This is a genomic window from Paenibacillus sp. 01T431, from assembly GCF_056398625.1.
In genome coordinates, this window is record NZ_JBFTPT010000004.1 from 1 (window position 1) to 23461 (window position 23461).

Below are 23461 nucleotides of genomic sequence, written 5' to 3' on the forward strand. Positions count from 1 at the left end.
TGAACAGACCGTTCGAGACTACATCACTTACTATAACGCAATTCGTATTCAAACGAAACTAAAGAACCAGTCGCCGATTGATTACAGGCGACTGGCCGTTTAAACTTGAAGGTGTTTTGATCCCTGTCTCACAAATGGGGGTCAGTCCCCACCGTACTTGACCTTTTTTTCCATAAGCTGCTATTTAACAAGCTCCAAAAACTTGCTTGCCGCATTGGATAATGGCATATTGTGCATGATCATAAAGCCTACTTGGGAAGGAGGCATCTGAATATCCAATTGAATCTCAAAGAGAGAACCTTCTTCCAATTCTTTGGCAATAAATTCTTTAGTCACATAAGAAATACCGAGGCCTTTCCGCGCGAATTCGATGAGCAAATCAACGCTTCCTACTTCAATTTCAGGCTTGATTTGATGCCCATAGTTTTGGAATAGTTCGGTAATCGCCATTCGTACACGACTGTTTCGAGAGAACAGGATAATTGGATATTGAAGCAGCACTTCTAGTGAAAGCACTTTGTCCTTAAGCTCAGCATATCGAGCTCCTGCTACAAAACAATCCTGCAGCTGAATGCCCTTCATAACTTCTAGCTGAGAATCGACGATGGGCATACGAACGACGCCCAAATCGATTTTGCCTTCCTTCAGAAAAGCGATGGTTTCCGGTGTCGTTCCATGATTCAGATGCAGCTTGATACCGGGATATTTTTCGTGATAGGTTTCCAAATAAGGCAGCAAATAATGCTTGAACAACGAATCGCTTCCACCGATCCGCAGCTCACCGCTGTCCAAATTTTTAAGAGCCGCCATCTTTTCTTCGGCTAGTGAGATGAGAATCTGAGATTTCTCAATATAGGAATAAAGGATTTCACCCTCTTGCGTCAGAGCAACACCCTTTGAATTCCGGTAAAACAAAATGATGCCTAAGCTGTCTTCCAACTGCTTGATGGCATGGCTAACGCTCGGCTGGGTGATATACAACGATTTTGCGGCTTGGGATAAGCTTCCCTTCTTCGCCGTCCAGTAAAAAACTTTGTATAGCTCATAATTGATCATAGACAGTATCTATAGCTCCTGTGAAAAATATGAATTACTTGTATAGGTCATATTCGTATTATAGTGGAATTAGGAAATAGAAACCAGTACTAACTACAAAGCACTGCTGGAAGGAGTAAGAACATGGAGGCTACCACATTTGTTTTGTTTGGAGCGACAGGGGATTTAGCAAAAAGAAAAATTTACCCTGCTTTGTATAATTTATTTATTGATCAGAAGCTGCCGGAGTTCTTCTCCGTGGTCGGCCTCGGAAGAAGAGAGCTGTCCGATAAAACCTTTCAGGACAATGTCGAACAATCTCTTCGTATGTTTTCCAGGCGTGAAGCAAATGATCCCGAATTGATTCAAAATTTTTTGCGTGCTTTCCGCTATAGTGTATTGGATGTTGGCCGCAAAGAAGATTACCATAAGCTTCTTCGTCTTATTGAGAAACGGGAAGAAGAGCTGCGTGTTGCACCCAATCGCTTGTTTTACTTGTCGGTTGGACCTGAATTTTTTGAACCGATTGCAGCTAACATTCATGAAAGCGGGCTTGGTTCCGCTAATGGCTGGAAGCGGCTTGTAATCGAGAAGCCATTTGGTCATGATTTGCAGTCTGCTCGAGAATTGAATGAAAACCTGAGCAAATCGTTTGCGGAAGAAGAAGTTTTCCGTATTGATCATTATCTTGGCAAGCCGATGGTTCAAAAGCTTGAGGTTCTGCAGCAAAGCAATCCAGTCCTTCAAGCACTTTGGGACAAACGTTACATTGCCAACGTTCAAATTACGGCAAACGAAATTGTAGGCGTGGAAGAAAGAGCTGGCTATTATGATCATGTTGGTGCAATCAGAGACATGTTCCAGAACCATATGCTTCAATTGCTCATGATGTTGACCATTCACCTTCCGAACAACAGCACCTCAGAAAATGTCCGTTTCAAAAAGAAACTGGTCATGGAATCACTGGAGCTGCTGCAAAAAGCAGATGTCAACACCCAAGTGATAAGAGGACAATATGGAGAAGGAGAGATTCAAGGGAAATCGGTAGTCGGTTATACCTCCGAACCAAACATTGCTGCAAACTCCATGAACGACACTTTTATTGCAGCTAAACTGCAAATTGACGATTACTTCTGGCGGGGCGTTCCTTTCTATATCCGTACAGGCAAAAGAATGAAGGACAAATCAACAAGAATTGTGATCGAGTTCAAAGAACCAATAAAGCAAGCTGCAACAAACGATGATAGCAAAATGCCTAATCTGCTTGTATTTGAGATCAGTCCTGACGAGAGCATTAGATTGCAATTAAATACGAGAGACCCTGAGCACAAGGGTGAATTCAAGCCCATGAATATCGATTTTCATGCGACGAGAGACAATGTGCCTGAAGCTTATGAGAATTTGATTCACGATGCTTTGCACGGCGACTCTACATTTTTCGCGCATTGGGACGAAGTCGAATTGTCATGGAAATGGGTTCAACCCATTTTGGAAGCTTATGAAGAAAACTTAGTTCCGCTGCATCGTTATGCAGCTGGCACATACGGTCCGGTTGAGTCTGATATGCTGCTTGCACAAGACGGCTTCCATTGGTGGTTCGATGAGAAGACCGAACAAGAAATCGAAACCATAAAAGGAGAACAATATGCTTAATACAAAAACAATTGAACAACTATCTATTGATACTATCCGTACACTGTCTATCGATGCTATAAACGCTGCAAATTCCGGACATCCGGGGCTTCCAATGGGAGCTGCGCCTATGGCGTACTCACTTTGGGGCAACCATCTTAATCACAATCCGAGCCATTCAAAATGGTTCAACCGTGACCGTTTTGTCTTGTCCGCGGGTCATGGCTCAGCTTTGCTTTACAGCCTGCTGCATTTATCCGGCTATAACGTATCGCTCGAGGACTTGAAGCAGTTCCGTAAGCTGAACAGCAAAACGCCTGGACATCCTGAATATGGCCATACAGATGGCGTTGATGCAACGACAGGGCCACTAGGACAAGGACTTGCGATGGCTGTAGGTATGGCAATGGCCGAAGCTCACCTAGCATCAAAATTTAATCAAAACGGATACCCGGTTGTTGATCATTACACGTATGCACTTGTTGGAGACGGCTGCTTAATGGAAGGAATTTCTTACGAGGCGATGTCTATGGCTGGACATATGAAGCTCGATAAACTCGTTGTATTGTACGATTCCAACGATATTTCCTTAGACGGTGACCTCAATCTTTCTTTCGGTGAAAACATGCAGAAGAGAGCGGAATCTGCTAACTGGCACTATTTGCGAGTTGAAGATGGCAATGATATCGAACAAATCACGAAAGCGATCGAGGCAGCAAAGAGCAATGAAGAGCAGCCGACCATTATCGAAGTTCGTACGGTTATCGGATACGGAAGCAAGGCAGCGGGAACGAATAAAGTGCACGGCAATCCACTAGGCAAAGAAGAGGCAAAAGCGACAAAAGCGGTTTACGGTTGGGATCATGAGGAAGAATTTACCGTTCCAGCAGAAGTTCAAGCTCACTTTGCACAGTTGAAACAAAAAGGCGAAGCAAAAGAAGCAGCGTGGAATCAGCTAATGGCTGCTTATAAAGAACAGCATCCGGCGCTTGGTACAGAACTTGAGCAAGTCATTGAAGGTTCTGTTGTCATCGATGCTGCAGATCTTCTTACTTTCGATGCTTCCAAAACGGTATCTACACGTGTAGCGAGCGGTCAAGCGATCAATCATTACCTTAATACGGTGCCTTCAATTTTTGGCGGTAGCGCAGACTTGTCCCATTCAACGATGACTGATATTAACGGCGAAAAAACCTTTGCTGTTGAATCCTATGCAGGACGAAATATTTACTTCGGCGTTCGTGAGCATGCTATGGGCGCTGCTGGAAATGGTATGGCACTGCACGGCGGCGTAAAACCGTTTGTAAGTACATTCTTCGTGTTCAGCGACTATCTGCGTCCGTCCATTCGTTTGGCTGCACTGCAGAAGCTACCTGTCATTTATGTATTTACACATGATTCCATCGCTGTTGGCGAAGATGGACCTACTCATGAGCCCGTTGAGCATTTGACCGCATTGCGCACGATTCCTGGGCTTACAGTTATCCGTCCAACTGATGCCAATGAAACGGCTAATGCTTGGGCTTATGCATTGCAGCAAAATGAAGGACCAGTAGCTTTAGTACTAAGCAGACAAAACTTGCCTATCTATGAAGAAACTAAAGGCAATGTCGCTGCGGTTGCTAGCGGTGGTTATGTTCTAACGGAGACAAACGACAAGCCTGACATTATTCTGATCGGTACCGGTTCTGAGGTTTCTCTGGCAGTTGGCGCAAAAGCTGAACTTGAGAAGGAAAATATTTCAGTTCGTGTAGTAGCTATGCCAAGCCGTGAATTGTTCAACCGTCAATCGGCAGAATATAAGCAATCAGTGCTGCCTGCATCTGTTACGAAACGTTTAGCTATTGAAGCTGGCATTTCGTTAGGCTGGGATAGTTACACAGGACCAAGCGGCAGCGTATTGTCCATCGATACGTTTGGCGCTTCTGGCCCAGGTAGTGAAGTGTTAGAGTTTTTCGGATTTTCGGTAGATAACGTGGTTCGAATGGCGAAAGAATTACGCTAAGCAACGCATGAAGACAATAAAAATTTAATAATAAAAAACGGAGGTTTTAATTATGAAATTTTTCATCGACACTGCAAATTTGGTAGATATCAAAAAAGCTTATAAAATCGGTGTATTGTCTGGTGTTACGACGAATCCATCTTTGGTTGCCAAAGAAGGCGTGAAATTCGAAGACCGCATAGCAGAAATTCTCCGCGAAGTGCCTGAGGTAGAATCGGTATCAGCAGAAGTAACGCCTGACGCAGAAACAGCTGAAGAAATGATCGCGCAGGCAAATGAACTGATCAAAATCAACAACAATGATAAAAACATTACAATTAAGCTTCCGATGACGCTAGCTGGTCTAGAAGCTTGCCGCTACTTGACCAAAAAAGGCGTGAAAACAAACGTAACATTGATTTTCACTGTGAACCAAGCGCTTTTGGCTGCTCGCGCTGGAGCGACTTATGTTTCTCCTTTCCTCGGTCGTTTGGATGATATTTCAGAAGATGGCGTTCTGCTCGTCACGAAGATTGCTGAATTGTTCCGTACGCACAATCTGGATGCCCAAATCATCGCTGCATCTGTTCGCCACCCGGATCATGTCACTCGTGTAGCGATGGCTGGGGCACATATAGCAACGATTCCGTTCTCTGTAATCGAACAAATCTCCAAACATCCTCTAACGGATCAAGGCATGGAGAAGTTCGCAGCTGATTGGAAGAAAACGGCGCAGCAGTAAGCTGCAGTTTCCAAACCTTAATCGGTTCGACTAGCCTAGCATAGAAGCCTATATAGTTCATATATTCGCACTGCTAGGCCAGTCGGATATCGATGCGCATAAGCAAAGTTTTTTTGATTTTTTATCTACAACAGGACAGTAATGACAGGGAGGCAGTTATCATGAAAAAACAACAAATTGGCGTGGTTGGTCTGGCCGTAATGGGTAAAAACCTAGCCTTGAATATAGAAAGCAAAGGTTTCTCGGTTGCCGTGTATAATCGTTCAGCAGAGAAAACAAATGAACTATTGGCGGAGGCGCAAGGAAAAGATTTTGTCGGCGCATTCAGTGTGGAAGAATTCGTACAATCACTGGAATCGCCGCGTAAAATTCTTATCATGGTAAAAGCGGGTCAACCGACAGATGATACGATCAATCAGTTGGTGCCGTATCTGGATCAAGGAGATATTCTAATTGATGGCGGAAACGCCTATTTTCCAGATACACAGCGCAGAAACAAAGAACTTCAAGCATTAGGCTTCCGCTTTATCGGAGCCGGCGTTTCTGGCGGCGAAGAGGGTGCGCTTAACGGTCCAGCTATCATGCCAGGCGGTCAAAGAGACGCATACGAGCTTGTAGAGCCAATCTTGACAGCTATTTCAGCAAAAGTGAATGGTGATCCATGCAGCACTTATATCGGTGCTGACGGCGCTGGCCACTATGTCAAAATGGTACACAACGGCATCGAATACGGCGATATGCAGCTCATCGGCGAAGCGTACCACCTGCTCAAAGATGTGTTGAACCTGAACACTAGCCAGCTTCATGACATTTTTACGGAATGGAACAATGGCGAGCTGGATAGTTATTTGATCGAGATAACGGCTGATATTTTCAAGAAAATTGATCCGGAAACAGGCAAACCAATGGTTGATGTCATTCTCGATTCAGCAGGACAAAAAGGTACTGGCAAGTGGACTAGCCAAAGTGCATTGGATTTGGGTGTGCCATTGTCGATCATTACGGAATCCGTGTTCGCTCGCTTTATTTCCGCTATGAAAGAAGAACGTGTGGCTGCGAGCAAAAAATTAAACGGCCCAGCGGTATCCAGCTACGACGGTGATCCGCAGGAATTTATCGAAGCTGTTCGCAAAGCGCTGTACACAAGCAAAATCGCTTCCTACGCGCAAGGCTTTGCCCAAATGAGAGCTGCTTCTGACGCTTATAACTGGGATTTGAAATATGGCAGCATTGCGATGATCTTCCGCGGAGGATGTATTATCCGTGCAAGATTTTTGCAAAATATTAAGGATGCCTATGACCGCAATCCATCTCTGAACAACCTATTGATGGATGAATACTTCAGCAATATTGTTGAAAACTATCAAGAGGCTTGGAGAAAAGTCATTTCCATCGCTGTAACTAGAGGCATTCCGGTTCCAGCATTCGCTTCCGCATTAGCGTATTATGACAGCTATCGTACAGAAAGACTTCCTGCTAATTTGCTGCAAGCGCAACGGGATTATTTTGGAGCACATACGTTCCAGCGCCTTGATAAAGAGGGAAGCTACCACTTTCAATGGATGGAAAATAAYGAATAACGATTAAAACCAACACAAACTCCTAGCAGATAATCATGAATTTATTTTTCATGTTATCTGTGTAGGAGTTTTTTTGTTTCAGATGGCGTATGGAGATAGTGATTTTGGAGCGCGAAGGAAAAAGTTGTTTTTGACAGAAGGAAAATTATACAATGGAAGTAAGGAACTGCTTGAAGTAACCATCCTCATATTGTAAATGAAGGGAAGAGTGCCGATGAACACACGAATGAAACAACTTGAGGATCGACTTTCCAGCCAGCATCATAAGGATTTATTTCTGCAAACGATGCACACGCTGAAAGCGATTGACGATCTTGCTGATCAGCACAGACGCTTTCAATCCATGCAGGCCATTAGCGGCGTCAAAATCATAGGTACGGAAGAGGCGTTGTTTTACGAAACGCTGACACAGGTTAAAGAAGAGATTGTGTCTACGCTGGAGAAAACGGTGAAGGACCTGGAGCACAAAGGTGATAAAAACTATACTAAAAACTTCAAGGACGGCGTGGAGTAACCCATTCGCAGCCACAATAAAAAGTTGAGTAGAAGGAAAACTTCTGCTCAACTTATTTGTGTTCATGGGAGGATACAAGAGCACAGATTCTTTTTTCTTTGTAAAAGGAACGATTCGTTATGCGCAACTTTCAATCCTATTACACGTCTGTAAATTATGGGATTATTTTGAAAACATAAAATTGGAAAGAAATCTAACCTTTTAAGATCATTAATCAAGAATAGGAGACAAGATGAAGCCAAAACGGTCGAGAATACTTATTTACTCTGTATGTGTATTTCTTCTCCTAGTTTATTTTGGAAATAGAAGCGGGTATGTATTTAGTGAAAGTAAAGCACTGAAAGAGGCATATCCTCGTGCAGACGGAGAAGCGGTGTATCACCAAGCATTTGGGAAGGATAAACTAGTTATATGGAAAATGGAGGATATGGATTTTGTTAAGCTCGTTACGAAGAAATGGGGATTTCTATATCGCGTATCCGAGACCTCTCCATTAGCGCCAAGCGCTAACGAACCGAATACCATTCAACGAACATGGTCAGCTCAATTGAATGCTAACAAAATGTACGACATTATTTTTGCATTCTCGACGATTAACCCTGAGATAAAGCGAGTCATTATTAGCAATGATAATTTTAGCAATGTTTTAGAGGATAATTTGAAATTAATCAAGAGTGATTCAACGGTATATATTGAATTACCTGTACGAAATGGGTATGCAGTATCATATCTAGAAATTAATCCTAAGGACAATAGGGGATTTGTTTTTCGAGGCATGGATAACAATGGTCATTTGATCGCAGCAACTAGATAGCAATAAAAGGCTGCCATCGGCAGCCTTTTATTCATGGAACAATTACATCATAATCGTTCAAGTCATTATTTTTTCAAGTGATAAGGTACTGTAGTGACGATCACATTTCTTCTATATAACAAGTGAGCACGAATCAATAAACTGGATTGGTTATGAAGCATATTGTGCCAACCTTTTTTTGGTATAAATTGCGGGATGATGACAGTAACTTTGTAATTTGATTCACTCGCCTTTCGCTGAACGGTATCAATAAATTTACTTAATGGTTGAATGATGCTTCGATAAGGCGAATGTAAAGTAACTAGTCTCACATCAGGCTGCCACGTTTTCCATTTCTCTTCGAAAGTGAATTCATCCTCTCTTTCAAATGGAATATGAACCGCAATGATCTGGTGAGCAGATAGTGATTTGGCGTAATTCAATGAGTTCTCGACCACATGCGTAATACCAGCCACAGGAAGTATGATCACATTCCCCTCAATTGGAATAGCGGCCTCAGAGGTCGTAATTCGCAGTTGATCGGCTACAGATTCATAATGTTTTCTAATTCGGTGAAAGAGCAAAATGATAAGAGGTAGAAAAACTAATACGGACCACACCTGTGCGAATTTGGTTAAAAAGAACATCATGGTGACGATAAAGCTTATAACCGCACCTGTTGAGTTAATGATTAGCTTAGATACCCAGCCTTGCGGTTTTTCGCGAATCCATTTTACCATCATACCCGTCTGCGAGAGTGTAAAGGGGATAAACACACCTACGGCATAAAGTGGGATGAGATGCTCAGTTCGGCCTTCAAATGCTATAATCAACAGGATTGAGAAAACGCCCAAAATAATAATGCCATTGGAATAACCTAATCTGTCTCCTCTAATGGTAAACATTCTAGGGATAAATTTATCTTTGGCTAAGTTAACTGCCAGCAAGGGGAAAGCAGAATAACCTGTATTAGCAGCAAGGATCAGAATTAATGCGGTTGTTCCTTGAATAAAATAATACATAAAGTTCCGACCAAACGTATGTTCAGCAATGTCTGAAACAACGGTCACTTCTTCCCTTGGACTAATTCCATAATAATAAGCTAAAAAAACGATTCCGGAAAATAATATGGCAAGCAGCGATCCCATCGCAATTAACGTTTTGGAAGCATTATTTGGAGACGGGCTTTTAAAGTTGGGTATTGCGTTCGAAATAGCTTCAACCCCTGTTAAAGCAGAACTTCCGGAGGAAAAAGCTTTTAGCAGCAGAAACAAACTGATTCCCGCCACTGGCGTTCCAATGGGTGTATGTAATTCAGGCGAGACATTGCCTAATAGAATGTTGTAAATGCCTACAATGATTAAAATGAATAAAGCCAAAACGAATAAATAAACCGGATAGGCTAATATTGAAGCGGACTCCGTTACTCCCCTTAAATTCAAGATGGTTATAAACAATACAAAAATAATCGCAATAATCACATTATAAGGATGCAAGCTTGGAAAAGCTGACGTAATGGCATCTGTTCCAGCTGATACACTTACCGCTACCGTTAAAATATAGTCAACTAACAGTGAGCCTCCGGCTACTAACCCAGAGTATACACCTAGATTTTTCTTGGATACGACATAAGCGCCACCGCCATGAGGATATGCAAAAATAATTTGTCTATAGGATAAAATAAGTGCTAATAATAAAATCAAAACACCAATGGCAATCGGTATGGAATACCAAAATGCTGCTGCACTAACGGTGATTAAGACTAACAATATTTGCTCAGGACCATATGCCACAGAGGATAAGGCATCTGAAGAAAGAATGGCAAGAGCTTTTGTTTTATTCAGTTTTTGCTCGCCTAATTCCGTTGATTTTAATGGTCGTCCAATTAAAAACCTTTTTAATGAAGAAAACATTCGTTAGCCTCACCTCGCTTAATTTATTGTGTGTATATTACCCTGCAAATGAAATAAATAAACTTTATGAAATAGAACTGGAGCGACTTAACAATCGCATAATCATTCCTTCCCTTTTGAGCTTCATAAACGTAGTATGGTACTTACTATTACATGGAATTTGTTCTTGGTTTAAATAATGATGAGTTGGCCAAATTTATTCTCCACAATGGATCAAAAACAAATGAAATGGGATTTGATTTCATTTGATGTGAACAAGGGGGGATATCGCTAACATTTACATTTTGTATTTTGAGGGGGATACATAATGATTGATGATCGCTTACTCGAATTGGAAAAAGAAATGGATTTGATAATAAAACAAATTATTTTTGATCTGCGGCCGAAGAAGAGGATTGATGAAGAACTATTCAATAAGCTTTATGAAAAATTAGGCTGTTATACAGCTTTGATAAAAGGATCAACTGTAATCAGCCGAACCGTGTCAGGGAAATTATTTTATTTATTCAGCACCATGATTGTTGAAGCTAAATATATGAAATTTGATAATAAGATAATGGGAAAGATATTTCGTCTAAGAATTTATATGTTGAATATTTACGATGAGAATATTTTAGGATAATTCAGCTGAGATGGCTATGCAGTTCATTTGGTCGGAAGTACGAGTGAGTGAGAGAGAGAACAAGGGAGTGATTTAATGGGTGGTCAAATTGGTCTAGTAGGAATATTACTCGTTTTTGCTAGTTTATTTTTAAGAAAATGGATTGTTGGAACTGCAAAAAAAGAAATTTCAGATAAGGGTAAAAAAGTGAGTATGTGGGGAATGATCGTAGCAGCAACCGTAGCAACAGCAATTATTATTTTTATTGATTTAGAAGGAAATGCTATGAAATGGTTTTGTATGGTGTTAATTTTTATCGTTGCGGGCTTTCAATCATTTGTAGATTGGAAGTTTCTAAGGGGATCAAAAGAATATATGGTTACACTTCTCGTTCTAGTTATTGGTGTAACTTTATCTTATTTCATCGTCTAGTGTTTCGGATCGGCTTAGCTGCTAGGGAAGATGTACAAGCCGAAATACGCGAGGAGCACTTGACGCTACTAGTGCTTGATTGAAGAAACTGAGATCCTATTACGATGTTTCAGTGAGTCTAGGTATGATTGAATTACTCACCGCATCATATATGGACGTTATCGACATAAGCTAAAACTTTTGAGGAGAGAAATATCTTGGTGCATATGACGGATGAATCTTTCACTGGAGGTTCTGTGTGCAAGCGAATTTGAGCTCCTGTGTATAGGGCAAACAGAGGCTTCGACTCGTAGTTTACTGCTTAGCAACCCTAGAGACATATAAAATTAAAAACTCAAGTTATCAATCATTTGCCAGAATAAGCTTTTGTGTTTAATCATTTGTCTCACCGTCAGTGCATATCATCCGATGCCCAATTTACTAACGAACTGTATCAACCTTATTATGCATAAAATTACTCTTCTAAAGTTTTAACGAACCGTAACGTCGTTATTTCATGCTGTATAGGGTGTTATGCGTTATTTTTCATGAAATAAGGTTTGTGGGGTTCGTAAAAATTTTTATTTATTAAAAAAGGTCTAAATAAGAGCTGCTAGGTTCGTAAGCGATTTATCTAAAATGATGTTTGCTGCGAACAAAGGTTTTGAAGGTCTAAATTGTAAGCAGTTTACGTGAATTTGGATAAACTACGATACATAATGAGTTTAAAAAGTAAAAATATTGCTTCAATACAAGGCAACGTTAAATAGGAGCTGCCTCAAACGTAGATAAATCTACATTTGAGCCAGCCTTTTTCTATTTTTGCTAGAAAAGTGAAAACGAAATGAGCCAATGATTGTTTTGTGAAAGACAATAAAGCTGCATCATTATCAAAATGCAGCTGTCCTTTTAAGTTGATGTTTATGGAATAAGGACTGACTGTTCTACTTTTGCGACTTCCGTTTCTTCGTATTTTTCTTAATAAGTGCCGGTAATGTCATTTTGCTAATAGAGATTGTTTCAATTCATACACGTAGATGAGCAAGGACAAGTGAAGAGGAATAGAGTTGTTATTCCTGTAGGAATGAAAAATGGAAAGTGAAAATGCTTCAATGTGGCTATTTATCGTAAACTTTATTACAAAGATATGAATTTATCCAGCAATAGCTCTATCGAGTCATGCGTAAGCAAGTAAGTATAAAAGAAAATGATATTAAAGCAATCTATGCTTTTTGATGCTTTGAAGCATTTGAAGCTCTAGGAGCTCTAAGGACTTTAAGAGCTTTAGGAACTCTAGAAGTTCTAGGAGCTTTAGGTGGTTTTGAAGTTTTTGAAGGATTTGAAGCTTTTGTAGATTCTTAAAAGCTATCAAAGCTATCAAAGCTCGCTGGTACAACCTTCATGTGGATCACCGACCCAACTCGGAGGTAAACCTATGAAGGGGATTGGATGTAATGTTACCACGACAAAAAAGAGAGGAGGCAAACCTAAAATGGGTAGTTTAAAAAAGTATTCAGTAGGTGTTGCGGTTGTGTTGGTTTTGTTATTGTCTGCTTGCGGCGGAGGAACAACAGTAGAAGTGCCAAATAAGGACAACAGCGGTGAAGGTACAGAGAGCAGCGAGGCGGTGGCACTTTATAAGAAAAGGTGTATTTCTTGTCACGGCACGGAGCTGCAGGGAAGAGCCGGCCCTAATTTGCAGCAGGTCGGGGCCAAGCTGACAGAAGAGGAAATAGTGGATGTTGTTTCCAATGGACGTAAGGGTATGCCAAAGTTCGAGAGCAGCTTAACGACGGAACAGATTCAAAGTTTGGCTGCATGGCTGGCTGAACATAAATAAATGCCAAAGAACCGTTAATCAATAGACTCAGCCTATAACAAAGAAAAACAAGGGTCTACTCTACAAGTCAAATTGACTTATAGAGTAGACCCTTTATTCATCTCTTAACGTAGAGTTTCTGAACACTATTTTTCTTTCGAGTGTTTCGTTATATTCATCAAGATAAGTGGATGACCATTTCCTCGCCCAAGCGAGAAGTTTTCTTGAATGGGCTGCTCCGCACCAACGAGCAGGAGAACTGTCAACGTATGATCTTATTGTTTTTATTAAGCTTTTTGTTGCAGCATCAAATGTGGTGTATGCTTACGAAATGACATCCTCATGAGGTGTTGATACATAAGACTTCGCCATTTTATCCTGAAGGACGTTGTCTTCTTGAACGAGTTTTGCTCCATTCAGCATGAGATATGATCCGCCTGTCAGAAATAAGCCTCCTAAGATAATCCAATACAGCATGTTTCATTTCTCCTTTCTGAATCTATTTCGTTAGTCCTATTATTATAAAAGGAAATGGTGCCTGAAAATAATAGCTCGAAGTAGTCATTTCCTTGCTAAATGTGTCCGATATGTTTCGTTCATGTGAGCAATGTACAAATCAATTTCAGTGTAGGAGTCAAAATTGCATTTAACTTTTATCAATTTTACATAATGGGAGGATAGCTAGGCTGAATGTAGAATAGAGTAGCTATGAATTCCAGCGAGGGGTGGCGTCAATAAAAAGAGAATTCAATTGATTTAAGTAAACGCTTTCAATTCTAAGGCAGTTGGTAAGCAACTACGAATGTTTTGTCATCATTTAATGAAACTATCGCAAACGGTTAATGGAAAAGGGTGAAGGCATGTTCAGGAAAATGATTGTTATCCTGTTATTAATTTTTACTGCAACCGCATGTCAGGGGCGTTACTCACAAAGTGAATATGACGTGATCCATTCCATTAAATCGAATTCAACCTCAGAGAAACAGGAAGATCATCGAAAGTACACCATCGGCATCGTACCAAAAGTAATGGGGATTTCTTATTTTAATGTCGCAGAAGAAGGTGCGATGGAAGCAGCTAATGATTTAGACGTTAACGTCATTTATGAAGGGCCTCCAATCGCTGATGCATCAAAGCAGATTAATGTAATTAGACATCTTATCAATTTGTCGGTAGATGCGATTGCAGTTTCTGCAAACGATCCAGAAAAGCTGCTGCCCATCATTTTAGAAGCCAAAAGCAAGGGGATCAAGGTCATTACATGGGATGCAGATACGAATCCAGAAGGCAGAGATTTTTTTGTCAACATGGTCGATACAGAGACATTAGGCCGCCATTTGTTGGATACGCTTGCATGGAACACCGAAGAAACTGGCGAATACGCAATTATGACAGGGGCTTTCTCTGCTTCTAATCATAATGAGTGGCTCAAATGGATCAAACATCAGCAGAGTGAGTTTTACCCGAAAATGAAGCTGATTGATATTGTAGAGACGGAAGATGATCCGCAAAAGGCTTATGAGAAAGCAAAACAACTGTTAGCTAAATACCCAAATCTTGCAGGCATTATCGGCAATTCTTCTGTAGGACCTCCAGCTGCCGCACAAGCTGTAAGAGAAGCTGGCAAAACAGGTCAGGTCAAAGTTGTCGGTCTCTCCACGCCGAATTTGATGCGCGATTATTTAAAGGACGGCTCGGCACAAATGGCGACACTTTGGAGTCCCAAAAAACTTGGATATTTAACTGTTGTGCTTGCAAAAAATCTGCTCGAAGGCAAGCTGCCATATGATGGTCAAGACATTTATAATGTCGGAACTATTAGGGTGAACAGGGATACGGTCATTATGGGAGAACCGATCGATTTTACAGCAGAGAATGTGGATCAATATGATTTTTAAATTTCCAGAGCAACTGCGCTTCAGAAACTATCGGCTCAGCTCTAAGCTTATATTAGTTTATTTACTGCTAAGCGTTATCCCCATGTCGCTGCTCGGTACTTTTTCTTATTTGCAGTACACAAAATCAATTGAAGAACAAATTGGTGAATATATGCCGCGTTTTCTGTATCAAGCAAATGCGAATATAACGAAGCATATGGAGGATTTTGCAGAGCTGCATACGTTAATGTTCAACTCTGACAATATGATCGCAATTTTGCGTCGCGACTCCTATCAGAGCCGTTCACAGCTGAATCAGGACCAATTCGAGGTAAACAATTATTTGGCACGTACTTATTTAAATACGGGGAACCCCGATGTTATGGGTGTTTTCATATTTTCGAAAAACAGGTTTTTTTACAGTGCGAGATCAAAGTTCACAGGTCTTAATGCGGATAATGCTTTTATCCCTTATGGGCAGGATCTTGATTTACGGGGAAAAGCGAAAATTATTCTTCCTAGCCAAATCAATCTGACATTCGAGAATAACGAACCCTATGTACTGATCATGAAACAGATGAATGATGTGGATAACCGCAAAAGCCTGGCGACGATGCTGGTTGCGGTAAAGCTCTCTTTTATTGACAACATATTGCGGGAGTTTGAACAGAACAATACAGCGGATTTATGGCTGATGAACCGTGAGGGCGAAATTATCTTTCATACAGATGAGGAGAAAATAGGAGGCTTTGATGAAGAAATAAATCGATATCCCATTCTTAACGGCAGCTTTCGAAAAGGGTCAGGGAAAAAAGCGGTGATCGTAAGCCTTAGCGAATCAAATGATTTTGATTGGATACTAGCTCATAGCATACCGCTAAAATATTTAACAGAGCGTACAGATTTGGTTATGAATGTGACCATTTTTGTATTTATTTGCTTTGTCCTCATTACTTCGATCATTTCGATTTTTTTCGCAATGAATGTAACGCGGCCGATCAAGAAGCTTTCCCGTCTAATGAAGGATGTAGAAATGGGCAGGTTTCAGGTGGATCTTAAGGTCGAAAGCAATGATGAGATTGGAGCACTCGCGCGCAGCTTTAATTCGATGGTAGCTACGATTCATGAGCTGATCGAAACGAATTTTGATATCAAAATTAGACAGAAGGAAGCAGAGCTGTACGCCCTGCAGTCTCAGATCAATCCGCACTTTATGTACAATACGCTGGAGACCATTAACATGGCGGTAGAGGACGGCAGATCGGAAATGGTTGTCGAGATGGTCACACTGCTTGGCCGCATGCTTCGTTTTTCGGTTAGCAACAAAAACAAATTTGTAGCGATTGCGGATGAAGTCCAGCATATTAGCAATTATTTGACCATTCAGAAATATCGATTCAATGATCGGCTGTTGTTTGAGATCGATAAAAAAACGGACATCGAATCCTTTTATACACCCAAATTTATTTTGCAGCCGGTTATTGAGAATGCCATTAAATATGGACTTGAAACCCGTAAAGCACTCGATATTCGTCTAAGCATCAGTCGTGAATTTGGTGCGCGTTCTGGAGAAGAAGATATCGTTTTTCGAATATGGGACAATGGTCCGGGTATCGATCATGATCGATTGGAGAAGCTCGAGAGGTCACTCAGATCGGAGACACTAGCCCACAAGGATTCTGGGTTTGGGCTAAGCAATGTAAACGCTAGAATTATGATTATGTTAGGCCAGCAGTATGGGGTGCAGCTTCATAGCATTTTTGGCAAGGGAACAGAGGTTATTATCCGTATTCCTGTCATCACCCTGAACGATGTGGCAGAAAAATCGAAAAGCAAGGAGGAGTAAGCATGCACAAGGCGATCAGAACATTGATTGTAGATGATGAAGAAATGATTCGAAACGGCATTGCTAGACTCATACGCTCTTGCGGTGAGGGGTGGGAAATCGTTGCGACGCTGTCTGATGGCAAAGAAGCAATGGATTATTTGCATCAGTCACAAGGAGCAGTAGATTTGCTTATTACGGATGTGAAGATGCCCGTGATGGATGGTCTAACGTTAATAAGCGAGGGAAAACGCCATTATTCCTTCTTCCCGCTTGTGATTAGTGGTTATGATGAATTTCAATACATTCAGACAGCGCTTCGAGAAGGAGCTGTTGACTATTTTTTAAAACCGATTGACCGGGAACAGTTTAAGAATCGAATGGCAGAAATTAAGGTGAAAATCGAAAGCGGACGGTTTCAGCATATGAAATGGAACGAGATGGAAAGAAAATCCGAKGAGCTAAAAACATCGCAGCAAGTGCAACTGTTAAGCTATGTCACTTCGGCAGGGCTCGATATCTCACGGCTAGGATATTGGGTGGATGAGTTTCCGAAAGGCCGATACGTCCTTCAATATGTAAGCCTCGATGCTCTTCCTGTAAAGACAAGAAGTTATACCCCAAAAGACTGGGAAGCTTATGTTTATGTGCTTGAGAATATCATCAAAGAGGTGGTAGAGAAATGTTCGAATGAATCAGAAATCATAGGCTGGTGCTGGAGAGGGGACGATTCGAATTTTTGGATATTGCTGCATCTTTCCGAGGCTTATGGCGAAAACAACGGTAAATTAGAAAAAACATCGTTCGAGCTGTCTGGTCAAATTCGTTCAGCGATTCAGTCCTACACGCCATTTACAGTTTCTGTTTCATGCGGCAGCTCGATTGAGGATTTATATTTGCTGCCAGAAGCAAAGGATCAAGCATTATCATTAATGTATTATCGTTTATTATATGGCGGCAATCAGTTGTTTGGCCGAGATGGCATTCAATTCAAGACGGAGAGCTCTTCAGACCAAATGGATAATGAGCTTGTCCATATTGCGCAGCGAATGAAGCAGGCAGTCGAACAAGTAAATGAGCAAGCAGCAGTTCAGTTTACGAAGGAGTTTTTTGCCCGGCTTGAAAAAATGGATTCGCCTGCTGCAATTCAACGAGCAATAATGAACGCATTTATTCTTATCCATTCGGTCGGCGTTGAAATGAAAGTGAATACGCCAATGTTAGATCCGCTCGAGAGCCGACTTCAAACGATTAAACGAGCGATAAATCTTAATGAGCTCAAAGTGGAACTCGATCAGCAGATCGCTCAGCTTGTTCTGGAAATGAAACGAATGCGTCAAAGCGGCAGCATGAAACCGATAGAGCAGGCCAAAGCTTGGATCATAGCCAATCTACAAGACGACTTAACGATTAAGCGTATAGCTGAGCAAGTCTATATGAATCCCTCGTATTTCTGCCGGCATTTCAAGACGCAAACAGGTGAAACAATTCTCGATTACATCACGCGTCTTAGAATGGAGAAAGCAAAGGAGCTGCTTATTGATTCGCAATTAAAGCTCTACGATATAAGCGTTCTTGTTGGTTATCAAGACGTAAAGTATTTCAGTAAGCTGTTCAAGCAATGGTCTGGGGAGACGCCATCTAAATATCGAGAACAGAAGTTTTCGAAATGATAGTCAGTATAGTAGAGAAACTAAAGGGTAGGCCTAGCGCCTGCCTTTTTATTTTGTTCACAAACAGCCATACAATGTGGATTCCATATACAAAGCGAATACACTCCCCCATAAGTAACGAATGTCTCCTTCTTCACGATCTGCAATTTCGGTAAGGTAGACCTAGAAGGAAGCAAGAAGCAGCAGCATGTAGAGAACAGCGAAGGATGGAGGGTGATCCGGAAATGGCCGAGTACATTTTGGAGCTAGAGGGAATTACAAAAACTTTTCCAGGCGTCAAGGCGCTTGATAATGTCTATTTTAAGTTAAAGCCCGGTGAGATTCATGCGTTGATGGGCGAAAATGGAGCGGGGAAATCAACCTTTATTAAGGTGATTACCGGTGTCCACCCAGCAGATGTCGGCGAGATCCTCTTTGATGGACAACGCGTGGATTTTAAAAATCCTACGGATGCGAAGCGGATGGGCATTGCAGCCATTTATCAGCATGTTACTTGTTATCCTGATTTAAGCGTCACAGAAAATATATTTATGGGGCATGAGAAAATTCAAAAAGGGACTAAGCGGATTCTTTGGAACGAAATGCATAAGGAGGCCGATAAGCTTCTGAAGGAGCTTGGCGCAGCATTCAGCCCCAAAACGCAAATGGGAGCATTAAGTGTAGCTGAGCAGCAAATCGTCGAAATTGCGAAAGCACTTTCTGTTGATGCGAAGATCATTATTATGGATGAACCAACAGCCGCTCTTACCAATAGGGAAAGCGAAGACTTGTATCGCATTACAGAGCGTTTGCGTGACAAGGGAACAGCTATTATTTTTATCTCTCATCGCTTCGAGGACATGTATCGACTGGCCAGCAAGGTGACCGTATTCCGGGATTCCAGATACATCGGGACTTGGAATGTGGATGAAATATCGAACCAAGATCTAATTATTGCGATGGTAGGTCGTGAAATTACGCAATTGTTTCCGAAGAAGGAAGCGCAGATTGGGGAAGAATTGCTTCGGGTTGAAGGTCTTGGCAGAACCGGCTACTTTGCTGATATTTCTTTTGCGCTGCGAAGAGGGGAAATATTAGGATTGACTGGTCTCGTTGGGGCAGGACGGACAGAGGTTTGCCAAAGCATCTTCGGCATTGAGCGAAGCGACAAAGGAAAGGTATTCTTCAAGGGGCAGGAAGTGAACATCCGAAAACCGATCGATGCGATGCGTATGGGGATTGGCTACTTGCCGGAGGACAGGCAGAAGCAGGGGCTCGTACTACAATGGAGCATCGGTAGAAATATCACATTATCATCGCTTGATAAGATTTCAAGCAAAGGTGTTCTTAACACCGATAAGGAAGCGATAATCGCTAAGCAATTAGCTGAGAAGGTGAATGTTAAAGCAAAAAGCATATTCGATTTGGCCAGCTCGCTCTCAGGCGGCAACCAGCAGAAGGTTGTATTTGCAAAGCTGCTGACTGCTGATGTGGATGTCATCATTTTGGATGAACCAACCAAAGGTGTGGATGTTGGCGCCAAATCTGCCATATATGAAATGATCAGCGATTTGGCATGTCAAGGGTATGGGATATTGATGGTATCGTCCGAGATGCCTGAAATGATTGGGATGTGTGATCGGGTAGCCGTCATGCGCGAGGGCCGGATAACAGCTTTTCTAGACCGCGATTCGATCTCGCAGGAAGCGATACTTCAAGCATCAATGGCTGACGATCGCCCTCTTATACAACAACATTAAAGGTGGGCATGACACATGCAGGAGAGAGAACTCAGTACGAGAGGTATAACCGCAGCTTCGCTTAGAGCTACAAGGCCAACGCGCACGCTCAGCGCTAAGATCGCCAAATTCAGAGAGCTTGGACTACTCGGATTTATTGTTTTGCTTTCAATTGGCGTCCAGCTTCGCAACCCCAGCTTTTTGACCTTGGAAAATATAAACGATATGGTAACGAACACCGCGATTTTGAGCATTTTGGCTGTGGGGATGATGCTCGTAATCGTTACCCGCGGAATTGATCTTTCCATCGGTGCAACATTGGCTCTTTCAGGCATGATCGCGGCACAGACGGTCAGTGCATTTCCAGAAATTCCAGCTGTCGTCGCCCTTCTGATCGGCACTTTAACGGGACTTGTCAGCGGTGTGATCATTGGTTTCCTGGTTTCCAAAATCGGTATCCTGCCCATCATAGCCACACTCGGGATGATGAACGTGTTCCGCGGGTTTACTTATCTAACTAGTGGGGGCAAATGGGTTAGTGCACATCAAATGCCTACAAGTTTCAAAGCGATGGCAACGGGAACAACGCTCGGAATCAATAATCTTATCTTTATTGCAATCCTCATTTATTTCGTCGCTTATTATTTTGTTAATCATACCCGAACGGGCAGACAAATCTATGCTGTTGGAAGCAATCCAGATTCGGCAGTAATAAGCGGCATTAAGGTAGACAAAATATTATGGCTTGTATATTCCATTATGGGCGGTCTCTCCGGCTTAGCAGGTGTGCTATGGGTATCCAAATTTGCATCAGCGCAAGGTGATACGGCATCGGGTTATGAGCTCAGCGTAATTGCTGCGTGTGTACTAGGCGGTGTGAGCATTGCAGGCGGTTCTGGCAAAATATCGGGCATCATCCTTGGCTCTATTTTACTAGGTATTTTGAATAATGCACTTCCTTTGATTAACGTATCGCCCTTTTGGCAGAACGGCATTCAAGGCGCAATTATTTTGATCGCGGTCCTTATTAATGCAATCGTCAAGCGCGGCGTTGATCGCAACAATCTTATGAGGAGGAAAATCTAACGCTATGGAGCCGAGAATTGTTACGAATAAGCAGGATTTTTCCTTCAAACGGTTTTTCCTTCAGTGGGAATGGATGTTGGTTGTATTGTTTCTTGCCATAACCGTCATGAATATGAATCTATCTGAGTTTTATTGGGATTACGATAATTTGCGAGATGCAACAATGGGTTTTCTAGATAAAGCATTTATCGTGCTCCCTATGGTGTTCATCATCATCCTCGCGGATATCGATATATCCGTCGCATCGATTGTAGCATTATCGTCTGTTATTATGGCGGACTTATTCAATAAAGGTGTCCCTATTGTGCTAGCTATGGTCATTTGTTTGGCAGTGGGCACCATTTGCGGATGGATTAACGGCATCCTTATTGTGAAGTACAAGGAATTGTCCGCAGTTATCATTACTTTGGCAACGATGATCATTTATCGGGGAATCGCCTACATTATTTTGGAAGATCAAGCAGCAGGATCTTTTCCAGAGTGGTTTAGCTATTTGGGCTGGGGGTACGTGGGACCGATTCCGTTTATCTTGATCGTTTTTGCGGTATTTGCCATTGTGTTTAGCTTACTGCTGCACAAAACCGTGTTCGGCCGACAATTGTACGCGATGGGGAATAACATCAACGCGGCCCGCTTCTCAGGTGTGAATGTCGATCGTGTAAAAGTAATCGTCTTTACGCTTGCAGGACTGATGTCCGCTGTGACTGCTTTGTTTCTAACTTCCCGTATGGGAAGCACGCGTCCTAATATTGCGATGGGGTATGAACTCGATGTCATTGCCATGGTTGTTCTCGGCGGCATTAGTACGGCTGGAGGAAAAGGAAGAATGGTAGGAGCCATACTAGCGGTCTTCCTCATAGGTTTCCTGCGTTATGGTTTAGGATTAGTCAACGTACAAGCGCAAATCCTGCTCATTATTATAGGCTTGCTGCTTATATTCGCCGTCGCTGTTCCGAGACTTAAAGTAGGTCGGAGTCGTACGAAGAAAACTTAAGTTGGTGCAATACAGTCGATCGGCTGTTTTGTATATAAAGGATTGGACAAAAAAGGGAGGAAAGACAATGAGAAGAAACAAAGTGTTATCTGTATGCTTAACTGTTTTGCTTACGATCTCGATGTTAACCGCATGCGGAGGAGGCAACAGCGGCAGTAATTCCAAAAATACGGGCGGCAACAAGAGCGAAGCTACAGAGAAAAACAAGGGAAATGACACAACGGACAGTACGAAAAAGAAGAAATATGCCATTATCTTTAAAAACACGGGTAATCCATACGGTGAGAAGCAAATGGAAGGCTACAAAAACGCTGTTGAAGAGCTCGGATATGAAGCGATTTTGAAGGCGCCTGATCAGCCGACAGCAGAAGCGCAAATTCAAATGATTGAAGAGCTTATCTCGCAAAAGGTGGACGTGATCGCAATTGCGGCAAATGATCCGGACGCGCTCCAGCCGGCGCTGAAGAAAGCGATGAATCAAGGCATTAAAGTCCTTTCTTTAGATTCAGCGGTTAACGCAGCCAGTCGCATGGTTCATGTAAATCAAGCAGATCCTGAGCGTATCGGCCGCACACTAATTCAAGGCGTATCGGAAATGATTGGCGGCGAAGGCGAAATTGCGATCTTAAGCGCGACCTCTCAAGCGACAAACCAAAACACATGGATCGAATGGATGAAGAAAGAGCTGGAGGATTCGAAATACAGTAAAATCAAGCTCGTTAAAGTAGCTTATGGTGATGATTTGCGTGATAAAAGCGTGTCCGAGACTGAGGCGCTCTTGAAATCGTATCCTGATCTGAAAGGTATTATTGCGCCAACGACAGTAGGAATCGCGGCAGCGGGCAAGGTTTTAACGGATAAGGGTCTCACTGGGAAAGTGCAATTGACCGGTCTTGGCCTGCCGAGTGAAATGGCGGAATATATCGTGAGCGGCGTATGTCAGTGGATGTATTTGTGGAATCCGATTGATGTTGGGTACTTGTCCGGTTATGCAGCTGACGCATTGGTGAACGGCAAGATTACAGGTGCGGTTGGGGATAAGCTGACAGCTGGCAAACTAGGTGAGAAAGAAGTCGTGAAAGACGGTGAAGGCACGCAAATTATGCTTGGCGATCCCTTCAAATTCGATTCCTCTAACATCGCTGAATGGAAGGATGTTTATTAAAACAATCCTTTCATCATTACACATAATCGAAGAATGAGAAGATTGGCCGGGTAGTCGTTGAAGGACCTGCAGCAAGCAGGATATCCTTTCTTGTACTCC

At 42.2% G+C, this 23461-nt stretch carries 20 protein-coding genes; 17 read left to right on the forward strand and 3 right to left on the reverse strand.

All coding sequences use genetic code 11. The features are described from left to right. On the forward strand, positions 1 to 103 hold a 103-nt coding region (locus AC1DM9_RS07725), incomplete at its 5' end, for an IS3 family transposase (protein ID WP_441878013.1). A 77-nt stretch (positions 104 to 180) separates the two neighbouring features. On the opposite strand, the gene AC1DM9_RS07730 is transcribed toward AC1DM9_RS07725, so the two are convergent. Next, positions 181 to 1056: a LysR family transcriptional regulator gene (locus tag AC1DM9_RS07730; protein ID WP_076265614.1), complete on the reverse strand. Its 876-nt coding sequence runs from the start codon at positions 1054 to 1056 to the stop codon at positions 181 to 183. 123 nt (positions 1057 to 1179) lie between these two features. Here AC1DM9_RS07730 and zwf point away from each other — a divergent pair, with 123 nt between their 5' ends. The 6 genes from zwf to AC1DM9_RS07760 all read left to right on the forward strand — a co-directional run bounded on the left by zwf (position 1180) and on the right by AC1DM9_RS07760 (position 8301). Beyond that, entirely contained in the window at positions 1180 to 2688 is a 1509-nt protein-coding gene (gene zwf / locus AC1DM9_RS07735; RefSeq protein WP_477579342.1) for a glucose-6-phosphate dehydrogenase, read from the forward strand. Then, positions 2681 to 4672, forward strand: coding sequence for a transketolase (gene tkt, locus AC1DM9_RS07740; protein WP_477579344.1), 1992 nt, complete (start codon positions 2681 to 2683; stop codon positions 4670 to 4672). Before zwf ends, tkt begins: the two co-directional genes overlap by 8 nt. A gap of 52 nt (positions 4673 to 4724) precedes the next feature. Next, a complete protein-coding gene (gene fsa / locus AC1DM9_RS07745) occupies positions 4725 to 5393 on the forward strand; it encodes a fructose-6-phosphate aldolase (RefSeq protein ID WP_076265617.1) in 669 nt (222 codons plus the stop codon). A gap of 161 nt (positions 5394 to 5554) precedes the next feature. Further along, entirely contained in the window at positions 5555 to 6973 is a 1419-nt protein-coding gene (gene gndA / locus AC1DM9_RS07750; protein ID WP_477579346.1) for an NADP-dependent phosphogluconate dehydrogenase, read from the forward strand. Between the two features lie 196 nt (positions 6974 to 7169). Further along, positions 7170 to 7487: a hypothetical protein gene (locus AC1DM9_RS07755; protein WP_477579348.1), complete on the forward strand. Its 318-nt coding sequence runs from the start codon at positions 7170 to 7172 to the stop codon at positions 7485 to 7487. A 232-nt stretch (positions 7488 to 7719) separates the two neighbouring features. Further along, complete coding sequence (locus tag AC1DM9_RS07760; protein ID WP_477579350.1) at positions 7720 to 8301, forward strand: hypothetical protein; 582 nt, start codon at positions 7720 to 7722, stop codon at positions 8299 to 8301. Between the two features lie 65 nt (positions 8302 to 8366). Here AC1DM9_RS07760 and AC1DM9_RS07765 read toward each other — a convergent pair whose 3' ends face one another. Next, complete coding sequence (locus AC1DM9_RS07765; protein ID WP_477579352.1) at positions 8367 to 10193, reverse strand: APC family permease; 1827 nt, start codon at positions 10191 to 10193, stop codon at positions 8367 to 8369. Positions 10194 to 10500: 307 nt separating this feature from the next. Between AC1DM9_RS07765 and AC1DM9_RS07770 the strand changes: the two genes are divergently transcribed. From AC1DM9_RS07770 to AC1DM9_RS07780, 3 genes are all read left to right on the forward strand, one after another. After that, the gene (locus tag AC1DM9_RS07770; protein WP_477579354.1) at positions 10501 to 10815 is read left to right on the forward strand and encodes a hypothetical protein; all 315 of its coding nucleotides are present in this window, start codon (positions 10501 to 10503) and stop codon (positions 10813 to 10815) included. Between the two features lie 75 nt (positions 10816 to 10890). After that, positions 10891 to 11226 (forward strand): DUF4181 domain-containing protein, encoded by a 336-nt coding sequence (locus AC1DM9_RS07775; RefSeq protein ID WP_477579356.1) that lies wholly within the window; start codon positions 10891 to 10893, stop codon positions 11224 to 11226. Between the two features lie 1471 nt (positions 11227 to 12697). Further along, entirely contained in the window at positions 12698 to 13045 is a 348-nt protein-coding gene (locus AC1DM9_RS07780; RefSeq protein WP_477579358.1) for a c-type cytochrome, read from the forward strand. 303 nt (positions 13046 to 13348) lie between these two features. Here the strand turns inward: AC1DM9_RS07780 and AC1DM9_RS07785 are convergent, their stop codons facing one another. Beyond that, the gene (locus AC1DM9_RS07785) at positions 13349 to 13501 is read right to left on the reverse strand and encodes a hypothetical protein (RefSeq protein ID WP_477579360.1); all 153 of its coding nucleotides are present in this window, start codon (positions 13499 to 13501) and stop codon (positions 13349 to 13351) included. A gap of 365 nt (positions 13502 to 13866) precedes the next feature. On the opposite strand from AC1DM9_RS07785, the gene AC1DM9_RS07790 reads away from it, so the two are divergent. The 7 genes from AC1DM9_RS07790 (at position 13867) to rhaS (ending at position 23362) form a co-directional block, all read left to right on the forward strand. Further along, positions 13867 to 14922 carry an autoinducer 2 ABC transporter substrate-binding protein gene (locus AC1DM9_RS07790; RefSeq protein WP_477579362.1) on the forward strand — a complete coding sequence of 352 codons (1056 nt, stop codon included), beginning with the start codon at positions 13867 to 13869 and terminating at the stop codon, positions 14920 to 14922. Next, the gene (locus tag AC1DM9_RS07795) at positions 14912 to 16747 is read left to right on the forward strand and encodes a cache domain-containing sensor histidine kinase (RefSeq protein ID WP_441962882.1); all 1836 of its coding nucleotides are present in this window, start codon (positions 14912 to 14914) and stop codon (positions 16745 to 16747) included. The genes AC1DM9_RS07790 and AC1DM9_RS07795 overlap by 11 nt, the downstream gene beginning before the upstream one ends. A gap of 2 nt (positions 16748 to 16749) precedes the next feature. Then, positions 16750 to 18399, forward strand: coding sequence for a response regulator transcription factor (locus tag AC1DM9_RS07800; protein ID WP_477579364.1), 1650 nt, complete (start codon positions 16750 to 16752; stop codon positions 18397 to 18399). A gap of 224 nt (positions 18400 to 18623) precedes the next feature. Next, entirely contained in the window at positions 18624 to 20138 is a 1515-nt protein-coding gene (locus tag AC1DM9_RS07805; protein WP_477549470.1) for a sugar ABC transporter ATP-binding protein, read from the forward strand. Positions 20139 to 20153: 15 nt separating this feature from the next. After that, positions 20154 to 21203 (forward strand): ABC transporter permease, encoded by a 1050-nt coding sequence (locus AC1DM9_RS07810; protein WP_441875092.1) that lies wholly within the window; start codon positions 20154 to 20156, stop codon positions 21201 to 21203. Between the two features lie 4 nt (positions 21204 to 21207). Then, complete coding sequence (locus AC1DM9_RS07815; RefSeq protein WP_339202968.1) at positions 21208 to 22197, forward strand: ABC transporter permease; 990 nt, start codon at positions 21208 to 21210, stop codon at positions 22195 to 22197. Between the two features lie 67 nt (positions 22198 to 22264). Further along, entirely contained in the window at positions 22265 to 23362 is a 1098-nt protein-coding gene (gene rhaS / locus AC1DM9_RS07820) for a rhamnose ABC transporter substrate-binding protein (RefSeq protein WP_477549469.1), read from the forward strand. The last annotated feature ends 99 nt before the right edge of the window (positions 23363 to 23461 follow it).

Bases quoted from the DNA above. Each gene is read 5' to 3' on its own strand.
- AC1DM9_RS07765 (WP_477579352.1), bottom strand. From the start codon at position 10,193: ATGTTTTCTTCATTAAAAAGGTTTTTAATTGGACGACCATTAAAATCA.
- AC1DM9_RS07810 (WP_441875092.1), top strand. From the start codon at position 20,154: ATGCAGGAGAGAGAACTCAGTACGAGAGGTATAACCGCAGCTTCGCTT.
- tkt (WP_477579344.1), top strand. From the start codon at position 2,681: ATGCTTAATACAAAAACAATTGAACAACTATCTATTGATACTATCCGT.
- AC1DM9_RS07755 (WP_477579348.1), top strand. From the start codon at position 7,170: ATGAAGGGAAGAGTGCCGATGAACACACGAATGAAACAACTTGAGGAT.
- rhaS (WP_477549469.1), top strand. From the start codon at position 22,265: ATGAGAAGAAACAAAGTGTTATCTGTATGCTTAACTGTTTTGCTTACG.
- AC1DM9_RS07780 (WP_477579358.1), top strand. From the start codon at position 12,698: ATGGGTAGTTTAAAAAAGTATTCAGTAGGTGTTGCGGTTGTGTTGGTT.
- AC1DM9_RS07760 (WP_477579350.1), top strand. From the start codon at position 7,720: ATGAAGCCAAAACGGTCGAGAATACTTATTTACTCTGTATGTGTATTT.
- AC1DM9_RS07815 (WP_339202968.1), top strand. From the start codon at position 21,208: ATGGAGCCGAGAATTGTTACGAATAAGCAGGATTTTTCCTTCAAACGG.
- AC1DM9_RS07795 (WP_441962882.1), top strand. From the start codon at position 14,912: ATGATTTTTAAATTTCCAGAGCAACTGCGCTTCAGAAACTATCGGCTC.
- AC1DM9_RS07730 (WP_076265614.1), bottom strand. From the start codon at position 1,056: ATGATCAATTATGAGCTATACAAAGTTTTTTACTGGACGGCGAAGAAG.
- AC1DM9_RS07790 (WP_477579362.1), top strand. From the start codon at position 13,867: ATGGAAAAGGGTGAAGGCATGTTCAGGAAAATGATTGTTATCCTGTTA.
- AC1DM9_RS07785 (WP_477579360.1), bottom strand. From the start codon at position 13,501: ATGCTGTATTGGATTATCTTAGGAGGCTTATTTCTGACAGGCGGATCA.
- AC1DM9_RS07775 (WP_477579356.1), top strand. From the start codon at position 10,891: ATGGGTGGTCAAATTGGTCTAGTAGGAATATTACTCGTTTTTGCTAGT.
- AC1DM9_RS07805 (WP_477549470.1), top strand. From the start codon at position 18,624: ATGGCCGAGTACATTTTGGAGCTAGAGGGAATTACAAAAACTTTTCCA.
- zwf (WP_477579342.1), top strand. From the start codon at position 1,180: ATGGAGGCTACCACATTTGTTTTGTTTGGAGCGACAGGGGATTTAGCA.
- fsa (WP_076265617.1), top strand. From the start codon at position 4,725: ATGAAATTTTTCATCGACACTGCAAATTTGGTAGATATCAAAAAAGCT.
- AC1DM9_RS07770 (WP_477579354.1), top strand. From the start codon at position 10,501: ATGATTGATGATCGCTTACTCGAATTGGAAAAAGAAATGGATTTGATA.